We start from the raw sequence: 22713 nt of genomic DNA, 5'->3' as shown, positions 1-22713 counted from the left end.
TCAGTCCATATATTTGTCGACTGATCCACCGCTTTCGCGAGCAAGCCCGCTCCCACACAAGCCCGCTCCCCACATTGGATTGCCGTTGGTCTTACGAGCTCTTGACCAGTTTCACGGCCAGCACATCGCAAGGTGCGCCGTGCAGCACGTCATTGGCGGTGGAGCCCAGCAGCAAGGCCAGGCCGTGACGGCCGTGGCTGCCGACCACGATCAGGTCGCAACCTTGCTCCTTGGCCAGGTGGTGGATTTCCTGGCGCGGCTGGCCGTAGGTCAGGTGGCTCTGGTCTTTTTTCAGGGCAGGGTACTTGTTGATCAGCCGGTCAAGGCGTTCCTTGGCCTGGTCGAACTGCTGCTGTTGCAGTTGGGAAAGGTCCATCGGCACATCGCCGCCAAAGGCCATGGCCATCGGTTCGACGATATGCACCAGGGACAGCTTCACCGAGTCGCCTGCAAGGCCTACGGCCCGCTTGATCACGGGGTCGCATTCTTCGGTCAGGTCCACGGCGACCAGAATATGTTCGTAGGGCATGAGGAGTCCTCCAAGGGAAAGCGATAAGTTCAGTATGGCTGGTTTCAAGCGGATGGGGTTGCGTCAGGTCAAATCCGCTCATCAAGAAATTCGGGAGTACACATATGACGGTCTGGATAGTGGTGTCAATCCTTGCGCTGGTTTTAAGCCCCCTGGCGTGGCTGCGTCCTTCGCGCCATTCGAGCGGGCGCATGGCTTTGCGCATGGAGGCGCGGCGCATTGGCCTGGCCATGCAACTGACGCCCCAGGAATGGCCACACTGGCTCAAGCACGAGCCGCCAAGCCCGTGTGCCCAGTATCACCGGCCACGGCGTGGCACCACGCGGGTGACCTGGAGTTACTGGCAGTTGGAGCCAGGGGTTTGGGTCAATCAGTGGCAGGAAACCTGCGTCGATGAAAAGTTGTTGCCACATTTTGCGACGCTGCCGGCGAACGTCTACAAAGTCGAAGCCGACAAGCAAATGATCACCCTGTACTGGGGCGAGAAGGGCGAGTTGAGCGTGTTGCAGGACATTGACGCAGTGCTCAAGGCGCTGGCCTGAGATTCCTGCGGGCATTAAAAAGCCCGAAAGCATCATCGGGCTGGAGTTGGCCAGGCAGGCCGGTAATTCGTTTTACGTGCCGCTAGCCTAGCCGCATATTCGGTTCTGTACAGCCCTTTAAATCAAAATTCACATTATTGATTTCGCGAATGATTAAACATTGGCGGGGCGATGCCGGCTGCCCCGGGTTCTGAAATGACTGAAAAGTCGCGTTTTTGCGGCCCTTTCGAGCGATTGACAATTCTTCGGATTTGGCTGAAGGTGACGTACCCAAATCAAACGGGCGTATGAATTGAGCGTTTGTCTTTCAGACCGTTCGTACAGAATCCCGACTATCGCGTTGGCGGGTGTGCCTGGCAACTTGGCGTTAGCATCGACGGTAACGTCAGTGCCTACGCTGAATCCTGCGTCCGACGTGTACTGTTCAGCTTCCATATCGTGGAGATCAGTTGATGATTTACGAAGGTAAAGCCATCACGGTTAAGGCTCTTGAAAGTGGCATCGTCGAATTGAAATTCGACCTCAAGGGTGAGTCCGTCAACAAGTTCAACCGTCTAACCCTGAATGAATTGCGTCAGGCCGTAGACACCATCAAAGCAGATGCTTCGGTCAAGGGCGTGATCGTCTCCAGCGGCAAGGACGTGTTCATCGTCGGCGCTGACATCACCGAATTCGTCGACAACTTCAAGCTGCCCGATGCCGAGCTTGTGGCTGGCAACCTCGAAGCCAACAAGATTTTCAGCGATTTCGAAGACCTCAACGTGCCGACCGTTGCCGCGATCAATGGCATCGCCCTGGGCGGCGGTCTGGAAATGTGCCTGGCCGCCGACTTCCGCGTGATGTCTGCCACCGCGAAAATCGGCCTGCCGGAAGTCAAGCTGGGCATCTACCCAGGCTTCGGCGGTACCGTGCGCCTGCCGCGCATCATCGGTGCCGACAATGCCATCGAGTGGATTGCCGCCGGCAAGGAAAACCGTGCTGAAGACGCGCTGAAAGTCGGCGCCGTGGATGCTGTGGTGGCTCCCGACAAGCTGGCAGAAGCCGCGCTGAACCTGATCAAGGGCGCCATCAGCGGCGAATTTGACTACAAGGCCAAGCGTCAGCCAAAGCTGGAAAAACTCAAGCTCAACGCCATCGAACAGATGATGTCGTTCGAAACCGCCAAGGGTTTCGTGGCTGGCCAGGCCGGCCCGAACTACCCGGCGCCGGTTGAAGCGATCAAGACCATCCAGAAGGCCGCGAACTTCGGTCGCGACAAAGCCCTGGAAGTCGAAGCTGCCGGCTTCGTCAAACTGGCCAAGACCTCTGCCGCGCAGAGCTTGATCGGTCTGTTCCTGAACGATCAGGAACTGAAGAAAAAGGCCAAGGCCTACGACGAAATCGCTCGCGACGTGAAACAGGCTGCCGTACTCGGCGCCGGTATCATGGGCGGCGGTATCGCCTATCAGTCGGCGTCCAAAGGCACGCCGATCCTGATGAAAGACATCAACGAGCACGGCATCGAGCAGGGTCTGGCAGAAGCCGCGAAGCTGCTGGTAGGCCGCGTTGATAAAGGCCGCATGACTGCAGCGAAAATGGCTGAAGTGCTTAACGGCATTCGTCCGACCCTGTCCTACGGTGATTTCGGCCACGTCGACCTGGTGGTCGAAGCGGTTGTCGAGAACCCGAAGGTCAAGCAGGCGGTACTGGCTGAAGTTGAAGCCCAGGTGAAAGAAGACACGATCCTGGCGTCCAACACCTCGACCATTTCCATCACCTTGCTGGCCAAGGCCCTCAAGCGTCCGGAAAACTTCGTCGGCATGCACTTCTTCAACCCGGTGCACATGATGCCGCTGGTGGAAGTGATCCGTGGCGAGAAGTCCAGCGAGCTGGCCGTTGCCACCACCGTTGCCTACGCCAAGAAAATGGGCAAGAACCCGATCGTCGTCAATGACTGCCCGGGCTTCCTGGTCAACCGCGTACTGTTTCCGTACTTCGGCGGTTTCGCCAAGCTGGTCAGCGCCGGTGTGGACTTCGTGCGCATCGACAAGGTCATGGAAAAATTCGGCTGGCCAATGGGCCCGGCGTACCTGATGGACGTGGTCGGCATCGACACCGGCCACCACGGTCGCGACGTAATGGCTGAAGGCTTCCCGGATCGCATGAAAGACGACCGCCGCTCGGCGATCGACGCGCTCTACGAAGCCAAGCGCCTGGGCCAGAAGAATGGCAAGGGCTTCTACGCCTACGAGACCGACAAGAAGGGCAAGCAGAAGAAAGTGGCCGACCCATCGGTTCACGAAGTACTCGCGCCGGTCATCTACGAACAGCGTGAAGTGTCCGACGAGGACATCGTCAACTGGATGATGATCGCCCTGTGCCTGGAAACCGTGCGCTGCCTGGAAGACGGCATCGTTGAAACCGCAGCCGAGGCCGACATGGGCCTGGTCTACGGTATTGGTTTCCCTCCATTCCGTGGTGGTGCGCTGCGTTACATCGATTCCATCGGTGTGGCCGAGTTCGTTGCCCTGGCTGATCAATACGCTGATCTGGGCCCGCTGTACCACCCGACTGCGAAGCTGCGCGAGATGGCCAAGAACGGCCAGAGCTTCTTCGGTTAAGTGCCCAGACGACTAGAGCGAGAATATTTATGAGCTTGAATCCAAGAGACGTCGTGATTGTCGACTTCGGTCGTACTCCGATGGGCCGCTCCAAGGGCGGCATGCACCGCAACACCCGTGCCGAAGACATGTCGGCGCACCTGATCAGCAAATTGCTGGAACGCAACGTCAAGGTCGACCCGAACGAAGTCGAAGACGTGATCTGGGGCTGCGTCAACCAGACCCTGGAGCAGGGCTGGAACATCGCCCGCATGGCTTCCCTGATGACGCAGATCCCGCACACCGCTGCCGGCCAGACCGTCAGCCGCCTGTGTGGCTCGTCCATGAGCGCGCTGCACACCGCTGCCCAAGCGATCATGACCGGTAACGGTGATGTGTTCGTGGTTGGCGGCGTGGAGCACATGGGCCACGTCAGTATGATGCACGGTGTGGATCCGAACCCGCACATGTCCCTGTACGCGGCGAAAGCCTCGGGCATGATGGGCCTCACCGCTGAAATGCTCGGCAAAATGCACGGCATTACCCGCGAAGCCCAGGATGCATTCGGCCTGCGTTCCCACCAGTTGGCCCACAAGGCAACCGTGGAAGGCAAGTTCAAGGATGAAATCATCCCGATGAACGGCTACGACGAGAACGGTTTCCTGAAACTGTTCGACTACGACGAAACCATTCGTCCGGACACCACCCTGGAAAGCCTGGCGGCCCTGAAGCCGGCCTTCAATCCAAAGGGCGGCACCGTGACAGCCGGTACTTCGTCGCAGATCACTGACGGTGCTTCGTGCATGATCGTGATGTCGGCCCAGCGTGCCCAGGACCTGGGTATCCAGCCGATGGCCGTGATTCGTTCGATGGCAGTCGCAGGTGTGGACCCGGCAATCATGGGCTATGGTCCAGTACCGGCCACACAAAAAGCATTGAAGCGCGCAGGCCTGACTATCTCCGACATCGACTTCTTCGAGCTCAACGAAGCTTTCGCCGCACAGGCCCTGCCAGTGCTGAAAGATTTGAAAGTGCTCGACAAGATGAACGAGAAGGTTAACCTGCACGGCGGCGCGATTGCCTTGGGTCACCCGTTTGGGTGTTCCGGCGCTCGTATCTCCGGCACGTTGCTTAACGTGATGAAGCAAAATGGCGGCAACCTTGGGGTTGCAACCATGTGCATTGGCCTCGGCCAAGGCATCTCCACCGTCTTCGAACGTATCTAAACGTTTCGTTGACGGAAGCCGGGGCCCAGTGCCCCGGTTTTTGTTTTTTGGAATTTTTTATATTTTTTTTTAACAAATTTTGTAAGAGGGCCAGAGCATGAAAGTCGAACCAGGGCTCTACCAGCATTATAAAGGTCCGCAGTACCGCGTTTTTAATGTGGCGCGGCATTCCGAGACCGAAGAGGAAGTGGTGTTTTACCAAGCACTGTATGGCGATTACGGCTTTTGGGTGCGTCCCTTGAGCATGTTCCTTGAGACCGTCGAAGTTGACGGCGAACAGGTCCCGCGCTTTGCTTTGATCCAGGCCGAACCCAGCCTTTTTTCCGTGCAATAAAGGCAGGCCGCGCAGAATGCTGCGCTTGACCTCACCTTGTTGCCACTATATATAGCGTTGCCGCGTCAGGCGCCAACCGCCTTTCACTTCTCGAATTCAGGAATTTTCCGATCCATGGGCAAATCGCTGGTCATTGTGGAATCCCCGGCTAAGGCCAAGACCATCAACAAGTACTTGGGTAACGAGTACGTGGTGAAGTCGAGTATCGGCCATATCCGAGACCTGCCCACCAGCGGTTCGGCTAGCGCCAGCAAGGAGCCTGCCGCCAAGCGCGGCAAGGCGGCTGCGGGCGAAGGTCCGGTGCTCACGCCTAAAGAGAAAGCGCGCAAGCAGCTGGTCTCGCGCATGGGTGTCGATCCCGATCATGGCTGGAAAGCCAAGTACGAGATCCTCCCGGGCAAGGAAAAGGTCATCGAAGAGCTGCGCCGGCTCGCCAAGGATGCTGACACCATCTATCTCGCAACCGACTTGGACCGCGAGGGGGAGGCTATTGCCTGGCACCTGCGGGAAGCCATCGGGGGTGACGACAGCCGCTACAAGCGCGTGGTGTTCAACGAAATTACCAAGAAGGCGATCCAGGAAGCCTTCTCCAAGCCGGGCGAACTGGACATTGACCGCGTCAATGCCCAACAGGCGCGTCGCTTCCTCGACCGTGTCGTGGGTTACATGGTCTCGCCGCTGCTGTGGGCGAAAATCGCCCGTGGCCTGTCCGCCGGCCGTGTGCAATCGGTTGCGGTAAAGCTGGTGGTGGAGCGTGAACGCGAGATTCGTGCGTTCAACCCCGAAGAATACTGGGAAGTGCACGCTGACCTGGGCACCGCCAAGGGCAACAACGTGCGCTTTGAAGTGGCCCGCGAGAAAGGCGAGGCCTTCAAGCCGCTCAACGAAGCCCAGGCCATGGCCGCGCTGGAGAAGCTCAAGGCTTCCAGCTACAGCATCGTCAAGCGTGAAGACAAGCCCACCAGCAGCAAGCCGTCGGCGCCGTTCATCACCTCCACCCTGCAACAGGCCGCGAGCAACCGCCTGGGCTTCGGGGTGAAGAAGACCATGATGATGGCCCAGCGTCTGTATGAAGCGGGCTACATCACGTATATGCGTACCGACTCCACCAACCTGTCGCAAGACGCGGTGGCGATGGCGCGTACTTATATTGAAAGCGAGTTCGGCAAGAAGTACCTGCCGGAGAAGCCGAACGTCTATAGCAGCAAGGAAGGCGCACAAGAGGCTCACGAAGCGATTCGTCCCTCCGACGCCAATACCGAGCCAAGCAAGCTGAGCGGCATGGAGCGCGACGCTGAGCGCCTCTACGAGCTGATCTGGCGCCAGTTCCTGGCTTGCCAGATGCTGCCGGCGCAATACCTGTCGACGACTGTCAGCGTGGGTGCTGGTGACTTCGAGCTGCGTGCCAAGGGCCGTATCCTCAAGTTCGACGGTTACACCCGCGTGATGCCGCAAATCGCCAAGCCGGGCGACGACGATGTACTGCCGGACATGGCACAGGGCGATGTGTTGAAGCTGATCAAGCTCGACCCGTCCCAGCACTTCACCAAGCCGCCGGCGCGTTATTCGGAAGCCAGCCTGGTCAAGGAGATGGAAAAACGCGGTATCGGTCGTCCTTCGACCTATGCGGCGATCATCTCCACCATCCAGGACCGCGGCTACGTGGCCTTGCACAACCGTCGTTTCTACTCGGAAAAGATGGGTGACATCGTCACCGAGCGCCTGTCCGAGAGTTTCTCCAACCTGATGGACTACGGCTTCACCGCCGGCATGGAAGAGAACCTCGATGACGTGGCCCAGGGCGAACGCGACTGGAAAAACGTGCTCGACGAGTTCTACGGCGACTTCAAGAAGAAACTTGAAGTGGCTGAAAGCGCCGAGAACGGCATGCGGGCCAACCAGCCGGTGATGACGGACATTCCGTGCCTCACTTGCGGCCGCCCGATGCAGATTCGTACCGCCTCCACCGGTGTGTTCCTCGGTTGCTCAGGTTACAGCCTGCCGCCGAAAGAGCGCTGCAAGGCCACCGTCAACCTGGTGCCGGGCGATGAAATTGCGGCCGATGACGAGGGTGAATCCGAGTCACTGGTATTGCGTGGCAAGCACCGTTGCCCGATCTGCAGCACGGCAATGGATGCCTACCTGCTGGACGAGAAGCACAAGCTGCACATCTGCGGTAACAACCCGGATTGCAACGGCTACGAGATCGAAGAAGGCACTTACCGCATCAAGGGCTACGAAGGCCCGAGCCTGGAATGCGACAAGTGCGGCAGCGAGATGCAGCTCAAGACCGGCCGTTTCGGCAAGTTCTTCGGTTGCACCAACCCGACGTGCAAGAACACCCGCAAACTGCTGAAAAGCGGTGACGCAGCGCCGCCGAAGATGGACCCGGTGAAGATGCCTGAGCTCAAGTGCGAGAAGGTCAACGACACCTACATCCTGCGTGATGGTGCTTCGGGGCTGTTCCTGGCTGCCAGCCAGTTCCCGAAAAACCGTGAGACCCGTGCACCGCTGGTGATGGAGATCGTGCCCCACAAGGACGAGATCGATCCGAAGTACCACTTCCTCTGCGAAGCGCCGAAGAAGGACCCGGACGGTCGCCCGTCCGTAATCCGCTACAGCCGCAAGACCAAGGAGCAGTACGTGCAGACCGAGGTTGAAGGCAAGCCTACCGGCTGGAAAGCGTTCTACGACGGTGGCAAGTGGAAGGTCGAGGACAAGCGCCAGGGCGCTTGATACGATCAGCTACATGCACAAAGGCCGCCTTGATAGGCGGCCTTTTTTTTGCGCTTGCAGTGGCCTTGGCTGATCCGTGACACTGTTCAGCCAGCATCACGCTTTATTCGTTGTGGAGACTGCCTTCATGGCCAACGAACTCTATACCCGTACCAACCAGAAAATTTACTTCGCGGGTTTGTCCCTGGAAGCCCTTGGCCGTGCCGAGGAAGGGAAGGAGATGAACGCTATCGCGCTGGTACAGGCCGGGCGTGAAGCCGCGCTGTTCCACCTCTATGGCGCCTTGCTTGGCTTGTGCCATGAGATCGCCGGGTTCTACCGTCTGCCGCAGGCCGGCTCGCCGCGTGCGGAAATGATCATCCACCGGGATGTGCTGGAGTCCATGGCCATCCCGGAGTTGGCCGAACTGGTGGAGATGGCGCAAAGCCCGGACAGTTGGCTGGCGCGCTTGCTGGTAGCCCACGCGGAGATGTTCCAACCGCCACGGGTGAAGCACACGCCCAAAGGCGATGTGACCCAGCCGCTGATCGTGGCCGTAAGCCTGGACGAAGAAGGACCCGAGCCGTTGAGCCGGGAAGAGCTGGAAAGCTGGCGGCAGGAGCTGAAGAAGTTGGCCATTCGGTTTCGGGATGGATTGAACGAGTGCTGAAGGCTTCTCGCTGACAACTACCGCTCTTGTGGCGAGGGAGCTTGCTCCCGCTGGGTTGCGAAGCAGCCCCAAGGCTTTTCAGGCCTGGCAGTGTCAGCTGTCGGAGGGCCGCGGCTCAGCCCAATGCGGGCAAGCCCGCTCGCCACAAGACTGATATAATGCCGGCCTTTCGTGGAGAACAGACTTTTATGCCAACGTCCTTTCTGGAAATTGTTGAGTTGCCCGACGGCCGAATCGAGCTGCGCCGGGCTGAGGACGAGGGTTCTCTGGTGATCTTGGATTTTTCCGAGGACGCAAAAGCGTTCCTGCAGGGCCAGCACGTGGAAGTGGCAAAAGCCATGTTGAGCGTAGGTGTGCAGATGGCGGGGCGCCTGGCTGAAGGCGAACCGGAAAAGGAAGACGGTCCGCGGATTCTTCACTGAGTCCGTCTGTCGACTTTTTTACAGGCTTCAATTGTGCAGATCGGCTTCTCAATTCTGAAGAAGCCTCGCGTCATGGCGGATCCTGACAGCTGTCAGTTACCCGCGTATCGTTTTATCCCAACCGAATGTTCAAGCTTTGCGCATCACCTGTGCGGGCGGCGCTGATCAGTTGCTGCCTGGCCGCTGTGGTCAGCGGGTTCAGCCAGCTGACCACCGTATGGCTACGGCCCAGGCGCAAGGCTTCGCAGGTCAACTGCTGGGCGCTTTGAGCACCACGGGGTTGCAGCAACAGGATGCGTTCGCGGTTCAGGCCGGCATCCCGCAACCAGGCCTGGGTCAGGCTGGACGGCGGGGCGATCAGCGTCAGCCAGCGGGCGTCCTGTTCCTCGCTCAATTCGCGAAGGATCGGCGCCAACAGGCTCAGGCAGTTCCCGGCAGCACCGCGCAACGACAGTTCACTGAACGCCTCGGGTTCGGCGCTCCAGGGCGCTTCGACCACTTCCTTGAGGATGGGCGCAAGGGGCTGGGCCATAAAGGCCTCAAACAGCGACAGCTGAGTGTGTTGTGGGGTCTGTAGGAACTGCATGATGCCTCCGTTAGCGGCGAATAACGCCGACGCTCAAGCCTTCAATCACCAGGTCCTGATCCTTCAGGTTCACTTCAATCGGCGCGAATTCGGGGTTCTCGGCCAGGAGCCAGACCTTGCTGCCTTCGCGCTTGAAGCGTTTGACCGTCACTTCATCGCCGATACGGGCGACGACGATCTGGCCATTGCGAGCTTCACGTGTGGTGTGGACGGCCAGCAGGTCGCCGTCGAAAATGCCCACGTCCTTCATGCTCATGCCATGGACCCGCAACAGGTAGTCGGCACGGGGATGGAAGAAGGTCGGGTTGATGTTGCAGGATTCCTCGACGTGCTGTTGCGCCAGGATCGGCGCACCGGCTGCGACGCGGCCGATGATCGGCAGTGTCGACTCGTCGGCCTTGGCTTCGAAGCCAGGGATACGAATACCGCGTGAAGCACCCGGGGTCATCTCGATCGCGCCTTTGCGGGCGAGGGCCTTGAGGTGTTCTTCAGCGGCGTTGGGTGACTTGAATCCCAGTTCCAGCGCAATTTCCGCCCGGGTCGGCGGGTAGCCGTTGTCATCGAGGCAGCGCTTGATAAAAGCCAGAATCTCAGCTTGGCGTGGCGTCAGTTTTAGCATGTTGATCGCTCTGTCTTTTTATACAGTGACTGGGATTATATACAGTGGACTGCGCTTGGCAATCACCGTTTTCAGTCACTCCGCTGGACGGTCATTTATCACCTGTCCTACACACTGGAGACAGCGCTGCCTACAGACCTTGGCGAATGTGATTAAATGGCCATGAAATAGCTGACCGGCCAGCCGCAAACCGACCTGCAGGCTTGACAAGACATAGCTTGAAACGTATGTTTCAAACAAGTGTTTGTCAGGCGGAGTAGCCATGGCCCAGTCGGAAACCGTTGAACGCATTCTCGATGCTGCCGAGCAGTTGTTCGCGGAAAAAGGATTTGCTGAAACTTCATTGCGGCTGATTACCAGCAAGGCCGGGGTCAACCTGGCGGCAGTGAACTACCATTTCGGCTCCAAGAAGGCGCTGATCCAGGCCGTGTTCTCTCGGTTCCTGGGGCCTTTCTGCATCAGCCTCGATCGTGAGCTGGAGCGTCGCCAGGCCAAGCCTGAAAACAAGCCAAGCCTGGAAGACCTGCTGGAGATCCTCGTCGAACAAGCCCTGGTGGTTCAGCCACGCAGCGGCAACGACCTGTCGATCTTCATGCGCCTGTTGGGCCTGGCGTTCAGCCAGAGCCAGGGCCACCTGCGCCGCTATCTGGAAGACATGTACGGCAAGGTGTTCCGCCGCTATATGTTGCTGGTCAACGAAGCCGCCCCGCGTATCCCGCCAATCGAACTGTTCTGGCGCGTGCACTTCATGCTCGGTGCCGCGGCATTCAGCATGTCCGGGATCAAGGCACTGCGTGCGATTGCCGAGACCGACTTCGGCGTCAACACCTCCATCGAGCAGGTCATGCGCCTGATGGTGCCGTTTCTCGCCGCCGGCATGCGTGCCGAAACCGGCGTCACCGACCAGGCCATGGCCGCCGCCCAATTGCGCCCGCGCAGCAAGTCAGCACCGGCCCCGGCCAAGGTTTAACCCCTCCCGGGTGTGCGCGGCCGCTTGCATCCGCTAAGCTAGCCGCCCATGCCGATTTCAGCTATTTATCCACAGCACGTTGCGCTTGCTGAGCGTCCGTCTCCAGATTCAATCCTGGCGATGCGATCTCGCGGGGGCTTCGGGCTGCGTGCGTTATTTAAGGAAGCTATATGACCCAAGCCCTGCAAGGCTCTTTGATGGTGGACGTTGCCGGCACCTGGCTGACGGCTGAGGATCGCCACTTGTTGCGTCAGCCCGAGGTGGGCGGCCTGATCATTTTTGCACGCAATATCGAGCATCCTCGGCAGGTGCGTGAATTGAGCGCGGCGATTCGCGCCGTGCGCCCGGACCTGTTGCTGGCGGTCGATCAGGAAGGCGGCCGAGTGCAACGCTTGCGTCAGGGGTTTGTGCGTCTGCCGGCGATGCGTGCCTTGGCCGACAACCCGAATGCGGAGCAACTGGCCGAGCAGTGTGGTTGGATCATGGCAACCGAAGTGCTGGCGGTTGGCCTGGACCTGAGCTTCGCCCCGGTGCTGGACCTCGATTACCAACGCAGCGCCGTCGTGGGCACTCGCGCCTTCGAAGGCGATCCCGAGCGCGCCGCCGTGCTCGCGGGCGCCTTCATCCGTGGTATGAACAGCGCCGGTATGGCGGCCACCGGCAAGCACTTCCCCGGCCACGGCTGGGCCGAAGCCGATTCCCACGTCGCCATTCCCAACGACGAGCGCAGCCTGGAACAGATTCGCGCCAATGACCTGGTGCCTTTCGCGCGCCTGAGCAAGCAACTGGCAGCCGTCATGCCGGCCCATGTGATTTATCCACAAGTGGACGCGCAACCGGCCGGCTTCTCCCGGCGCTGGTTGCAGGACATCCTGCGTGGCGAGTTGCAGTTCGACGGGGTGATCTTCAGTGACGACCTGTCGATGGCGGGGGCTCATGTGGTCGGTGATGCTGCCAGTCGTATTGAGGCGGCGTTGACTGCCGGTTGCGACATGGGCCTGGTGTGCAACGACCGCGCCGCCGCCGAGCTGGCCCTGAGTGCTGCCCAGCGCATGAAGGTCACGCCGTCGGCGCGTATCGCGCGGATGCGTGGCCAGGCGGTGGCGTCGACCGAGTACAAGCAGGATCCGCGTTGGTTGGCGGCGTTGGGTGCGCTGCGAGATGCTCAGTTGATCGACTGACAACTGCGGTGCGCCCTTCGCGAGCAAGCCCGCTCCCACATCCGACCGCATTCCTCCAGGGTATATGCGGTCAAATGTGGGAGCGGGCTTGCTCGCGAAGGCGATCTAACAGTCAGCGCTTCTCTTGCTTGTGAGGCAACGGCGCAAACAACGCCTCGATATCCTCATTCCCCAACTTCCAATCCCCCGTCGTCCGCCCATCCAGAACGCCCGCCGCCAGATCAGACTTTTCCTTCTGCAAATGCTGGATTTTCTCTTCCACGGTGCCCCGGGCAATCATCTTGTAGACGAATACCGGCTTTTCCTGGCCGATGCGATACGCACGGTCGGTGGCCTGGTTCTCCGTGGCCGGGTTCCACCACGGGTCGTAGTGAATCACCGTGTCCGCTTCCGTCAGGTTAAGCCCGACGCCGCCTGCCTTCAGGCTGATCAGGAAGATCTGCAGCTTGCCGCTCTGGAAGTCTTTCACCGGCGTGCGCCGATCCCGCGTCTGACCGGTAAGCAGCGCATAAGCCACGCCGCGCTTCTTCAACTCGGCCTCGATCAGGCTCAGCATCGAAGTGAACTGGGAAAACAGCAGAATCCTGCGGCCTTCGGCAAACAGCTCTTCGAGCATCTCCATCAAGCTGTCGAGTTTGCCCGAGCTACTGCCCTTTGCCGGCAGGGTTGCATCATTGACCAGGCGTAAATCACAGCACACCTGGCGCAACTTGAGCAGCGCCTCCAGGATGATGATCTGGCTGCGCGCCACACCCTTGCGGGTAATCTCGTCGCGGACTTTCTTGTCCATCGCCAGGCGCATGGTTTCGTACACGTCGCGTTGGGCTTCGTTGAGGTCGACCCAGTGGATGATCTCGGTCTTGGGCGGCAGCTCGGTCGCCACCTGCTCCTTGGTGCGACGCAGCAGGAACGGCTTGATCCGACCATTAAGGTGCTGCAATCGCACATCGCTGCCGCGCTTTTCGATCGGTACGCGGTAATCGCGGTTGAAGCTCTTCACGTCCCCCAGCCAACCCGGCAGCAGGAAGTGGAACAGCGACCACAGCTCGCCCAAGTGGTTTTCCAGCGGTGTACCGCTGAGGCACAGGCGCTGGCGGGCGTTCAGCTCGCGGGCCGCCTGGGCGGCCTTGCTGTTGGGGTTCTTGATGTACTGCGCTTCGTCAAGGATCAGCACGTGCAAGGGCAGGGCGGCCAGTTGCTCGATGTCCTTGGGCAGCAGGGCGTAGGTGGTCAGCAGCAGGTCGTAGTCCTGCAACTGAGGGAAATGTTTCTTGCGCCCCGCGCCGTACAACGCCATGACTTTGAGCTGCGGCGTGAAGTGCGCCGCTTCGTCGAGCCAGTTCGGGATCAGGCTGGTGGGCATCACCACCATGCACGGGCGGTCCAGGCGTCCGGCGATTTTCTCGCTGAGAATATGCGCCAGGGTTTGCAGGGTTTTGCCCAGGCCCATGTCATCCGCGAGAATCCCGCCGACGTCGAGTTGGCGCAGCGACTGCATCCAGCTCAGGCCTTCCAGTTGATAAGGGCGCAACGTTGCGTTCAAGCCTTCCGGCGCTTCGCAGCTGAAATCCTTGATGTCCCGCAGGCGCTGGGCGAAGTTGCGGATCTTTTCGCCGCCTTCCCATTGCAGCGGCAGGTCTTCCAGCGGGTTCAGGCGAATCGCGTCGGCCTTGGCCAGGCGCAGCGCGGTGGTGCCGGGCTCTTGCAGGTAGAACTCGCCCAGGGTTGCCAGCACCGGTTTCAGCCGGCCATAAGGCAGCGCCACTTGCAGCGGGCCGTGGCCGTTGGGCAGGCCGGGAATGTTCACCAGGATCAGTTCGTCATCACGGCGCCGGGCGAGTTTTTCCGGGTTGAGGATCTCGGTGTGAGAGCGCATCAGGTTCAACAGGATCGGCAGAAGACTCAGGCGTTCGCCGTTGACGATGATCCCCAGCTCCAAGTCGAACCAGTCGCGCTCCGGCATCTCGTGGACGCTGGCGTACCAGTCGTCGACGGCGCTCAGGTCAAAACCGAAATCTTCGTCGATCTGTAGTTCCCAGCCCTGGGCGCGCAGGTTCGGCGAGGCATTCAGGGTGAAGTTCAGCCACGCGCTGTCGTTGACCATCTCGAACAGCTCGCCGGCGCTTTCCGGCAGGGCCTTGCTCTGGCGGGTGGCGATCTTGAAGCCCAGCAGGCGCAGCTGTTCGCGAAACTGCTGCTCCACCTCGGGGTGGCGCTTGATCCGCAGGCTCTGCTGTTCCTGGCGCACGATAATGTCGGCGTTCTTCTGGCCGCTGACGTAGTTGCCCAAATAGTTGAAGGACAACGCCGCGCGATGCTGGATATAACGCTGCATCTTGCCGTTGCGCGGTTCGAAGGCACTGAACTCGATACTCGCCAGCCACAGGCGCGGCACCGGTTGCACGTCTTCCATCACCACTTGCGGCAACACCACGCGGTTATCCAGCACCGCCTGGAGCTTCTCCAGCAACTCGGCATCCTGGGCCGCCGCCGGGTAGGCCAGGGTTTCCTGGACCTTGAGCAGCACGGCGGCGATGTGTTTGCAGTTGGTGTGCACGGGGCACGTGCAGCGGCTGTCCACCAGGATCAACGTGCCCTTGGCGGATTCGCGCAGCGAAATGGTCTGGCGGTAGACATTGCCACCCGAGCCTTCGCAGCTGGCAATGATGGTGCTGTCGCCGGACTCGACGATACGCACACGGTTTTCCAGGGCGTAGCGCCGGCCACGCTCGAGGCTTTGCTCTTTAAAGCGATTGGCCCACGAAGGGGCCAGGGGTTTGGTCAACGACGACGTCAGGGGCATGGTGCTGGATCAGTCCTGGACATCGGGCGGTGGAGCGCTGGGCGGCTTGGCGGTCAGCGAAGTGATCTTGATCAGCAGGGCGAGGTGGCCGCCGTCCAGGTAGTTGAGCTGGTTGTTCTTGGTGCGCACGTCTTGCTGGCTGAGGTGTTCGCTGGCGATGACGCTGCCGTTGGCGTCGAACTGGTTGACCCAGAAGTCTGCGTCGATATCGGTAAAGCGTCCAAGCTGCAGGTTCAGGGTGCCTTCGATGGGGAACTGGCCGAACTGTTCCTGGCCATCGCTGATGGCCAGCTTCACCGGTTGCTCACCGAGATTCTGTTCCCAGGACTTGTGCAGCAATACGGTGTAGTCGCTGCTGGCTTGCAGCTTCTCGACAATATTGCCCAGTCGTGGCGGGCTCATTTTGTCAGTCCCCAGGCGTGGTGCGCCGGCGTCCCAGTTTTCCGGCGCCGCACGGCTGTTGATCACCGGCTCGGCGTTCTGGCGCACCAGGATCATCTCCACCAGGTACGGGCTGTCGGCGAACGCCGAAGGCGCAACGACCACCAACAACAAGCTCAAAATGCGGAACAGGCGCATTGGGGCGTCCTTCAAGCAGATTTCGGGATGAGGCGCTCAAACAGCGCCTCCAGTGTATTAAAGCGTTCTTCGGCGCGTTCCATCGGCACCATGAATTTGAACAGCGTAGCCCCTTCGAACTTGTAGCGATTGGGCTGGCCCTGAATCAGCTTGATCAGCACCAGTGGGTCCACCGGCGTCTGCGCTTCGAATTCGATACGCCCACCTTGCGGCCCGGCGTCGACCTTCTTGATGCCCAGTTGCTCGGCCTGCAGTTTGAGCAGGGTCAGGCGCACCAGGTTCTTGGTCGGCTCCGGCAACAGGCCGAAGCGATCGATCATCTCCACTTGAAGGTCCTTGAGACCTTCTTCGTCGGTGGCCGAGGCGATGCGCTTGTACAGGATCAGTCGCGCGTGCACATCCGGCAGGTAGTCTTCGGGGATCAGCGCCGGCAGGCGCAGGTTGATCTCCGGGCCGCCACCCAGCGGTTGGTCGAGGTTCGGTTGTTCGCCCTTGCGGATGGACTTCACCGCGCGCTCGAGCATTTCCATATACAGGGTGAAGCCGACGGCCTGGATCTGCCCGCTCTGGCCGTCGCCCAGCAGTTCGCCGGCGCCGCGGATTTCCAGGTCGTTGGTGGCCAGCACAAAGCCGGCGCCGAGGTCCTGGGTGTTGGCGATCGCTTCCAGGCGCTTCTCGGCGTCGGAAGTGATCTGCTGGCGCGGCGGCGTCAGCAGATAGGCATACGCCTGGTGGTGGCTGCGCCCGACCCGGCCGCGCAACTGATGCAGCTGCGCCAGGCCGAACTTGTCGGCGCGCTCGATGATGATGGTGTTGGCGCTCGGCACGTCGATGCCGGTCTCGATGATGGTCGAGGCGATCAGCACGTTGAAGCGCTTGTGATAGAAGTCGCTCATCACCTGTTCGAGTTCGCGCTCGCGCATCTGCCCGTGTCCGATGGCGATCCGTGCTTCCGGCACCAGTTCGGCGAGGTCGGCGGCGCATTTCTCGATGGTTTTTACATCGTTGTGCAGGTAGTACACCTGGCCGCCGCGCAGCAACTCGCGCAGCAGGGCTTCCTTGACCGTGCTTTTGTTCTGCTCCATGACGAAGGTGCGCACCGACAACCGGCGCGCCGGCGGCGTGGCGATGATCGAGAGGTCGCGCATGCCCGACACCGCCATGTTCAGCGTGCGCGGAATCGGCGTGGCGGTGAGCGTCAGGATGTCGACTTCACTGCGCAGGGCCTTGAGCTGTTCTTTCTGGCGAACCCCGAAGCGGTGCTCTTCGTCGATGATCACCAGCCCGAGGTTCTTGATCTTCACGTCATCCGACAGCAGCTTGTGAGTGCCGATGACAATGTCGATCTTGCCTTCCGCCAGGTCGGCGATGGCCGCATTCACTTCCTTGGCCGATTTGAAGCGGCTCATCACCTCCACAGTCACCGGCCAGTCGGCAAAGCGGTCGCGAAAGCTGTTGTAGTGCTGCTGGGCGAGCAGGGTGGTGGGGACGAGGATCGCCACTTGGCGGCCGCCGTGCACCGCAATAAACGCTGCGCGCATTGCCACTTCGGTCTTGCCGAAGCCCACGTCGCCGCACACCAGGCGGTCCATCGGCTTGGGCGCCAGCATGTCGGCGCGCACGGCGTCGATGGTGGTTTGCTGGTCCGGGGTTTCTTCGAAGGCGAAGCCGGCGCTGAAGGTGGCGTAGTCGGCTTTTGGGTCGGCAAACGCATAACCTTCGCGGGCGGCGCGGCGGGCATAGATGTCGAGCAACTCGGCGGCCACATCGCGTACCTGTTCGGCGGCCTTGCGCTTGGCTTTCTGCCAGGTCTCGGAGCCCAGGCGGTGCAACGGCGCGAGGGCGTCGTCGCTGCCGGTGTAGCGGGCGATCAGGTGCAGGTTGGCCACGGGCACGTAGAGCTTGGCGCCCTCGGCGTATTCCATGGTGAGGAATTCGGCCACCTGGTTGTCGATCTCCAGGGTCTGCAGGCCCAGGTAACGGCCCACGCCGTGGTCGATATGCACCACCGGCGCGCCTTCGCGCAGCTCGGTGAGGTTCTTGATCACCGCATCGTTGTTGGCATCGGCGCGCTTTTCCCGGCGGCGGCGCTGCATCACCCGCTGACCGAACAGCGGGCTCTCGGCAATCAGTGCCAGGGCCGGGTCGTCCAGCAGCAGCCCTTCGTCCAGCGGTGCGATGGTGATCGCCAGGCGATCCTTGCTCGCGACAAAGTCCGGCCAGCTGTCGACGGTTTTCGGCCGCAGCTTCAGGCGTTCCAACAGCTCCAGCAGCACCTCGCGGCGCCCGGCGGACTCGGCGGTAAACAGCACGCGGCCGGGGAAGTCACCGAGGAAATTCGACAGCGCTTCCAGCGGCTGGTTAGCCTTGGCTTCAATCGCCAGGTTCGGCAGCGCTTGCGCCGGAAAGCGCTCGCGGCCGGCGCCTGCATCCACGTCCTGCTGGCTGGCGACTACCCGCGGCCAGTTTTTCAGGCGGGCGAAGCAGTCTTCCACCGGCAGGAACAGCTCGGCCGGTGGCAATAAAGGACGGGACGGGTCGACGCGGCGTTCTTCATAACGGTTGCGCACGTCATTCCAGAAATTCTCCGCTGCCTGTTCGATGCCTGGCAGCGAGAACACCTGGGTGTCCTGAGGCAGGTAATCGAAGAGCGTGGAGGTTTCGTCGAAGAACAGCGGCAGGTAATACTCGATACCGGCGGGGGTAATCCCGCTGCTCAAGTCCTGGAAGATCGGGCAGCGACGGAAATCCACGTCGAAGCGCTCGCGGAAACGTGCCTTGAAGCGCGTGACCGCGTCTTTTTGCAGCGGGAACTCCCGGGCCGGCAGCAGCTTGATCGACTGCACCTTGTCGATGGAGCGCTGGTTTTCCGGATCGAAGGTGCGCAGGGTTTCGATTTCGTCGTCGAACAGGTCGATCCGGTAGGGCAGTTTGCTGCCCATCGGGAACAGGTCGATCAACGCGCCACGCACGGCGAACTCACCGTGCTCGTACACCGTGTCGACGCAGCGATAACCGCTGGCCTCAAGCCGGGTGCGCATTTGCTCCACATCGAGCTTCTGGCCGATATCCAGCACCAGGCTGCTGCCCAGCAGGAACTTGGTCGGTGCCAGGCGGTGCAGGGCCGTGGTGATCGGCACCACCAGCACGCCGTGGGCCAGTTCCGGCAAGCGGTACAGGCTGGCGATGCGCTGGGAAATGATGTCCTGGTGCGGCGAGAACAGATCGTAGGGCAGGGTTTCCCAGTCCGGGAAATGCAGTACCGGCAAATCGGGGGCGAAGAAACTCAGCTCCTGTTCCAGCCGCTCGGCACTTTGGCTGTCGGCGGTGAGCAGCAGGGTAAAGCGCTTGGCAGCGCTGGCAGCCTCGGCGATGGCCAGGCTCAGGGCGGCACCGGGCAGATTGCCCCAGTGCTGTTTACCTGCCGCGGCAGGGAGAAGCGGTAGACGCAGAACGGGCACGGAAGGTTGAGCTCCAAGCGTTGCGACAAAGTCGGTAATTGTAACGGCCCGGAGTGCCGCCTGTCAGTTGCTGACTGAGCCTATTACGGTTTGTAGGAAATGTAGTGGCTAAGACAAACAAAGGTGCCTTTTGACTCATTATGTAGTGCCGAAATCGGTGTATGTTTCGGAGGGTTACGGACACTTTGTCACATTGGTCCAACAGGGGGTGCGCTGGAAGCCGCGTATTTACTGGGCTGCAGAGGGGCGATATTTTTTTGCAAGGGGTTTTGTTGCGGGCCGCGCATTGCTCCGAGGGCGGTCGGGCGGCATAATGTAGCCCCTTTTTTCTGCCCCTACATGTGGAAGGTTCCCGTGACTCAGAAGCCCGACCAGTGTCTTGGTGAATGGATCGACCGTGAAGCACTCGCTGAAGCGATGATTCCGCTTATCGGTCAGCTATACCGCAATAACAACGTGGTGAGCTCGATCTATGGCCGCAGCCTGATCAACCAATCAGTCATCGCGATTCTCAAGGCTCATCGCTTTGCTCGCCATCGTTCTGCCGACGATAGCGAACTCTCCGTCCACGAAACATTCCCTCTGCTTAAAGCCATGAGCGAGCTCAAGCTCGGCGCGGCTTCGGTAGACCTGGGCAAGCTGGCCTATAAATTCCGCAAGGAAGGCGCTGGCCGCACCGCCGAGCAGTTCGTACGTGAAGAAATGGCCGACGTGGTTGGCCAGCAAAACGCCGCAGCCCGCAAAGGCACCGACGTTGTGCTGTACGGTTTCGGTCGTATCGGCCGCCTGCTGGCGCGCATCCTGATCGAAAAAACCGGTGGCGGCGACGGCCTGCGCCTGCGTGCCATCGTGGTGCGTAAAGGTGCTGAAAACGACCTGACCAAGCGCGCGAGCCTGCTGCGTCGTGACTCGGTCCACGGTCCGTTCAACGGCACCATCGTCATCGACGAAGAAAACAACACCATCACCGCCAACGGTAACCTGATCCAGGTGATCTACGCGAAGAACCCGTCTGAGGTGGATTACACCCAGTACGGCATCAAGGACGCACTGCTGGTGGACAACACCGGTGTGTGGCGTGACGCCGAGGGCCTCGGCCAGCACCTGGCGTGCCCGGGTATCGACCGCGTTGTCCTGACTGCGCCTGGCAAGGGCAAGCTGAAGAACATCGTGCACGGCATCAACCACGGTGAAATCACCGCTGACGACAAGATCGTGTCCGCCGCTTCCTGCACCACCAACGCCATCGTGCCGGTGCTGAAGGCTGTGAATGACAAGTTCGGCATCGTTAACGGTCACGTTGAAACGGTTCACTCGTACACCAACGACCAGAACCTGATCGACAACTTCCACAAGGGCGATCGCCGTGGCCGTAGCGCCGCGCTGAACATGGTGATCACCGAGACCGGTGCTGCCACCGCTGCTGCCAAGGCCCTGCCTGAGCTGGCCGGCAAGCTGACCGGTAACGCGATCCGTGTTCCGACGCCGAACGTGTCGATGGCCATTCTCAACCTGAACCTTGAGAAAGCCGCCACCCGTGAAGAGATGAACGAGTACCTGCGCTACATGGCGCTGCACTCCGATCTGCACAAGCAAATCGACTTCGTCAATTCGCAGGAAGTGGTTTCCACCGACTTCGTGGGCTCGCGCCACGCCGGTGTGGTGGACGCTGAAGCGACCATCACTCAAGACAACCGCGTTGTTCTGTACGTTTGGTACGACAACGAATTCGGTTACAGCTGCCAGGTGGTTCGCGTGATGGAAGACATGGCCGGGGTTAACCCGCCAGCATTCCCGCGCTAAGCATCAGCGGTAAATGAAAAAGCCCCGACTGGTTCGGGGCTTTTTTATGTCTGTTGTTTTTGCGTTGCTTGTACCGGCCTCATCGCAGGCAAGCCAGCTCCCATATGTTGATGTGTGAATACATTCAAATGTGGGAGCGGGCTTGCCTGCGATAGCGATCCATCAAGCGCCGCCGACTATCGAAGCCTGCGCGGTACGCAGTTCATGCCGGTTGCCCTTGAACAGGATCAATGTGGCGATCAAGCCCAGCACCGCCGCGCCGCTGAGCCAGATGCCCGGTGCGGCCTTGTTGTCCAGCACGTGGATCAGGTAGGTACACGCCGCCGGAGTAAAGCCACCAAAGGTTGCCGTCGCCAGGCTGTAGGCCAGGGAGAAACCGGTGGTGCGCACTTCTACCGGCATGATTTCGGTCAGCGCTACAACCATCGCGCCGTTGTACGAGCCATACAGGAACGACAGCCAGAGCAGCACGATCAGCAGATGGCTGAAGCTCGGGTTGGCCACCAGCCAGGACAGCGCTGGATAAGCGGTGAGGATCGCCAGAATAGTCGCCCCCAGCAGCAGGGGTTTACGCCCGATCTTGTCGGACACCGCGCCCATCACCGGCAGCCAGATGAAGTTCGAGATGCCCACGCACACAGTGACCAGCAGCGCGTCGAAGTCCGACAGGTGCAGTTCGGCCTTGCCGAAGGTCGGGGTGTAGGCGGTGATCAGGTAGAACGACACGGTGGTCATCACCACCAGCGCCATGCCGGCGATGACGATGCCGAAGTTCTGGCCGATCGAGCGGACGATTTCCTGCAGGGTAGGGCGGTGTTTGCGCGCCTGGAATTCCGGGGTTTCTTCCAGGGAGCGACGAATCACGAAGATCACCGGCACGATCAGGCAGCCGATCAGGAACGGCACGCGCCAGCCCCAGTCACCCATTTCTTCCGGGCTGAGCCAGTGGTTGAGGCCTACGCCCAGCAGGCCGGCGAATACCACCGCAGCTTGCTGGCTGGCGGACTGCCAACTGACGAAGAAGCCTTTACGGCCTGGAGTGGCGATTTCCGCCAGGTACACCGACACGCCGCCCAGTTCGACACCGGCGGAGAAACCTTGCAGCAGGCGGCCGAACAACACGATCAGCGGCGCCGCGACACCCAGGGTGGCATACCCGGGAACGCAGGCGATCAGCACGGTACCGGCGGCCATCATCGCCAGGGTGATCACCAGGCCCTTTTTACGGCCGTGACGGTCGATATAGGCACCGAGGAAAATCGCGCCCAGCGGACGCATCAGGAACCCGGCACCAAAGGTCGCCAGGGACAGCATCAGGGACGCGAACGCGCTGTCGGTGGGGAAAAATGTCTTGGCAATGGCCGTGGCGTAGAAGCCATAGACCATGAAGTCGAACATCTCGAGGAAGTTACCGCTGACAACGCGAAAGATCGCCTTGCCCTTGCCCGTTGTAGTGGACATGTCATGCACTCATTTTGGCTATCTTATTAGTAATCCCTGGTCGCAACCGTCCTTGCTGTTAAAGCCTTGGCACGAGGCTGGCGCTGAACAGTTTTGTAACGATATGTGTATAAGCCACCACAGGCAACAAAAAACCGATAGCAAGCTGGCAAATTGCCGCAGGCCTCCGGGTGATGAAAATCCAATGTGGGAGCGGGCTTGCTCGCGAATGCGGTGTGCCAGTCAGCTTATGA

At 60.4% G+C, this 22713-nt stretch carries 17 protein-coding genes; 10 read left to right on the top strand and 7 right to left on the bottom strand.

Annotated elements, in window-relative coordinates; genetic code table 11:
* Positions 1-91 precede the first annotated feature (91 nt).
* Positions 92-529: a universal stress protein gene (locus tag ACW9I6_RS18885; RefSeq protein ID WP_003218985.1), complete on the bottom strand. Its 438-nt coding sequence runs from the start codon at positions 527-529 to the stop codon at positions 92-94.
* Positions 530-633: 104 nt separating this feature from the next.
* Between ACW9I6_RS18885 and ACW9I6_RS18880 the strand changes: the two genes are divergently transcribed.
* The 7 genes from ACW9I6_RS18880 (at position 634) to ACW9I6_RS18850 (ending at position 9017) form a co-directional block, all read left to right on the top strand.
* Positions 634-1071: a hypothetical protein gene (locus ACW9I6_RS18880; RefSeq protein ID WP_003218981.1), complete on the top strand. Its 438-nt coding sequence runs from the start codon at positions 634-636 to the stop codon at positions 1069-1071.
* Between the two features lie 452 nt (positions 1072-1523).
* On the top strand, positions 1524-3671 hold the full coding sequence (gene fadB, locus ACW9I6_RS18875) for a fatty acid oxidation complex subunit alpha FadB (protein ID WP_003218979.1): 2148 nt from the start codon (positions 1524-1526) through the stop codon (positions 3669-3671).
* A 29-nt stretch (positions 3672-3700) separates the two neighbouring features.
* Positions 3701-4876: an acetyl-CoA C-acyltransferase FadA gene (fadA, locus tag ACW9I6_RS18870; protein WP_003218978.1), complete on the top strand. Its 1176-nt coding sequence runs from the start codon at positions 3701-3703 to the stop codon at positions 4874-4876.
* A gap of 97 nt (positions 4877-4973) precedes the next feature.
* Complete coding sequence (locus ACW9I6_RS18865) at positions 4974-5210, top strand: DUF1653 domain-containing protein (RefSeq protein ID WP_457339656.1); 237 nt, start codon at positions 4974-4976, stop codon at positions 5208-5210.
* Between the two features lie 114 nt (positions 5211-5324).
* Complete coding sequence (topA, locus tag ACW9I6_RS18860) at positions 5325-7946, top strand: type I DNA topoisomerase (protein WP_003218973.1); 2622 nt, start codon at positions 5325-5327, stop codon at positions 7944-7946.
* A gap of 127 nt (positions 7947-8073) precedes the next feature.
* Positions 8074-8595, top strand: coding sequence for a DUF6586 family protein (locus tag ACW9I6_RS18855; protein WP_003218971.1), 522 nt, complete (start codon positions 8074-8076; stop codon positions 8593-8595).
* Between the two features lie 188 nt (positions 8596-8783).
* Entirely contained in the window at positions 8784-9017 is a 234-nt protein-coding gene (locus tag ACW9I6_RS18850; protein WP_003218969.1) for a hypothetical protein, read from the top strand.
* Positions 9018-9129: 112 nt separating this feature from the next.
* Here the strand turns inward: ACW9I6_RS18850 and sulA are convergent, their stop codons facing one another.
* Positions 9130-9603, bottom strand: coding sequence for an SOS-induced cell division inhibitor SulA (gene sulA / locus ACW9I6_RS18845; RefSeq protein ID WP_003218967.1), 474 nt, complete (start codon positions 9601-9603; stop codon positions 9130-9132).
* A 10-nt stretch (positions 9604-9613) separates the two neighbouring features.
* Complete coding sequence (gene lexA / locus ACW9I6_RS18840) at positions 9614-10222, bottom strand: transcriptional repressor LexA (RefSeq protein WP_003172575.1); 609 nt, start codon at positions 10220-10222, stop codon at positions 9614-9616.
* Between the two features lie 262 nt (positions 10223-10484).
* On the opposite strand from lexA, the gene ACW9I6_RS18835 reads away from it, so the two are divergent.
* Both ACW9I6_RS18835 and nagZ read left to right on the top strand, forming a co-directional pair.
* Positions 10485-11192: a TetR/AcrR family transcriptional regulator gene (locus tag ACW9I6_RS18835; RefSeq protein WP_102368389.1), complete on the top strand. Its 708-nt coding sequence runs from the start codon at positions 10485-10487 to the stop codon at positions 11190-11192.
* Positions 11193-11362: 170 nt separating this feature from the next.
* Positions 11363-12373 (top strand): beta-N-acetylhexosaminidase, encoded by a 1011-nt coding sequence (gene nagZ / locus ACW9I6_RS18830; protein ID WP_003218962.1) that lies wholly within the window; start codon positions 11363-11365, stop codon positions 12371-12373.
* A 112-nt stretch (positions 12374-12485) separates the two neighbouring features.
* Here nagZ and ACW9I6_RS18825 read toward each other — a convergent pair whose 3' ends face one another.
* Genes ACW9I6_RS18825 through mfd form a run of 3 tightly spaced genes read right to left on the bottom strand, consistent with a single transcriptional unit; the run spans position 12486 to position 19216 of the window.
* On the bottom strand, positions 12486-15176 hold the full coding sequence (locus tag ACW9I6_RS18825; RefSeq protein ID WP_457339655.1) for a DEAD/DEAH box helicase: 2691 nt from the start codon (positions 15174-15176) through the stop codon (positions 12486-12488).
* A gap of 9 nt (positions 15177-15185) precedes the next feature.
* Entirely contained in the window at positions 15186-15755 is a 570-nt protein-coding gene (locus ACW9I6_RS18820) for a CsiV family protein (RefSeq protein WP_003218957.1), read from the bottom strand.
* 11 nt (positions 15756-15766) lie between these two features.
* Positions 15767-19216, bottom strand: a complete 3450-nt coding sequence (gene mfd / locus ACW9I6_RS18815) for a transcription-repair coupling factor (protein ID WP_003218956.1) — start codon at positions 19214-19216, stop codon at positions 15767-15769.
* Positions 19217-19555: 339 nt separating this feature from the next.
* Between mfd and ACW9I6_RS18810 the strand changes: the two genes are divergently transcribed.
* Positions 19556-21019 carry a glyceraldehyde-3-phosphate dehydrogenase gene (locus ACW9I6_RS18810; protein WP_023659083.1) on the top strand — a complete coding sequence of 488 codons (1464 nt, stop codon included), beginning with the start codon at positions 19556-19558 and terminating at the stop codon, positions 21017-21019.
* Between the two features lie 162 nt (positions 21020-21181).
* On the opposite strand, the gene tcuC is transcribed toward ACW9I6_RS18810, so the two are convergent.
* Positions 21182-22480: an MFS transporter gene (gene tcuC / locus ACW9I6_RS18805; protein WP_003218952.1), complete on the bottom strand. Its 1299-nt coding sequence runs from the start codon at positions 22478-22480 to the stop codon at positions 21182-21184.
* Positions 22481-22713 lie beyond the last annotated feature (233 nt).

The sequence above is a fragment of the Pseudomonas sp. SDO5522_S412 genome, from assembly GCF_054071215.1.
The sequence above is the reverse complement of the archived record's forward strand: the minus strand, read 5'-3'. Positions and strand labels throughout refer to the sequence as shown.

Bases quoted from the DNA above. Each gene is read 5' to 3' on its own strand.
- ACW9I6_RS18885 (WP_003218985.1), bottom strand. From the start codon at position 529: ATGCCCTACGAACATATTCTGGTCGCCGTGGACCTGACCGAAGAATGC.
- ACW9I6_RS18880 (WP_003218981.1), top strand. From the start codon at position 634: ATGACGGTCTGGATAGTGGTGTCAATCCTTGCGCTGGTTTTAAGCCCC.
- fadB (WP_003218979.1), top strand. From the start codon at position 1,524: ATGATTTACGAAGGTAAAGCCATCACGGTTAAGGCTCTTGAAAGTGGC.
- fadA (WP_003218978.1), top strand. From the start codon at position 3,701: ATGAGCTTGAATCCAAGAGACGTCGTGATTGTCGACTTCGGTCGTACT.
- ACW9I6_RS18865 (WP_457339656.1), top strand. From the start codon at position 4,974: ATGAAAGTCGAACCAGGGCTCTACCAGCATTATAAAGGTCCGCAGTAC.
- topA (WP_003218973.1), top strand. From the start codon at position 5,325: ATGGGCAAATCGCTGGTCATTGTGGAATCCCCGGCTAAGGCCAAGACC.
- ACW9I6_RS18855 (WP_003218971.1), top strand. From the start codon at position 8,074: ATGGCCAACGAACTCTATACCCGTACCAACCAGAAAATTTACTTCGCG.
- ACW9I6_RS18850 (WP_003218969.1), top strand. From the start codon at position 8,784: ATGCCAACGTCCTTTCTGGAAATTGTTGAGTTGCCCGACGGCCGAATC.
- sulA (WP_003218967.1), bottom strand. From the start codon at position 9,603: ATGCAGTTCCTACAGACCCCACAACACACTCAGCTGTCGCTGTTTGAG.
- lexA (WP_003172575.1), bottom strand. From the start codon at position 10,222: ATGCTAAAACTGACGCCACGCCAAGCTGAGATTCTGGCTTTTATCAAG.
- ACW9I6_RS18835 (WP_102368389.1), top strand. From the start codon at position 10,485: ATGGCCCAGTCGGAAACCGTTGAACGCATTCTCGATGCTGCCGAGCAG.
- nagZ (WP_003218962.1), top strand. From the start codon at position 11,363: ATGACCCAAGCCCTGCAAGGCTCTTTGATGGTGGACGTTGCCGGCACC.
- ACW9I6_RS18825 (WP_457339655.1), bottom strand. From the start codon at position 15,176: ATGCCCCTGACGTCGTCGTTGACCAAACCCCTGGCCCCTTCGTGGGCC.
- ACW9I6_RS18820 (WP_003218957.1), bottom strand. From the start codon at position 15,755: ATGCGCCTGTTCCGCATTTTGAGCTTGTTGTTGGTGGTCGTTGCGCCT.
- ACW9I6_RS18810 (WP_023659083.1), top strand. From the start codon at position 19,556: ATGTGGAAGGTTCCCGTGACTCAGAAGCCCGACCAGTGTCTTGGTGAA.
- tcuC (WP_003218952.1), bottom strand. From the start codon at position 22,480: ATGTCCACTACAACGGGCAAGGGCAAGGCGATCTTTCGCGTTGTCAGC.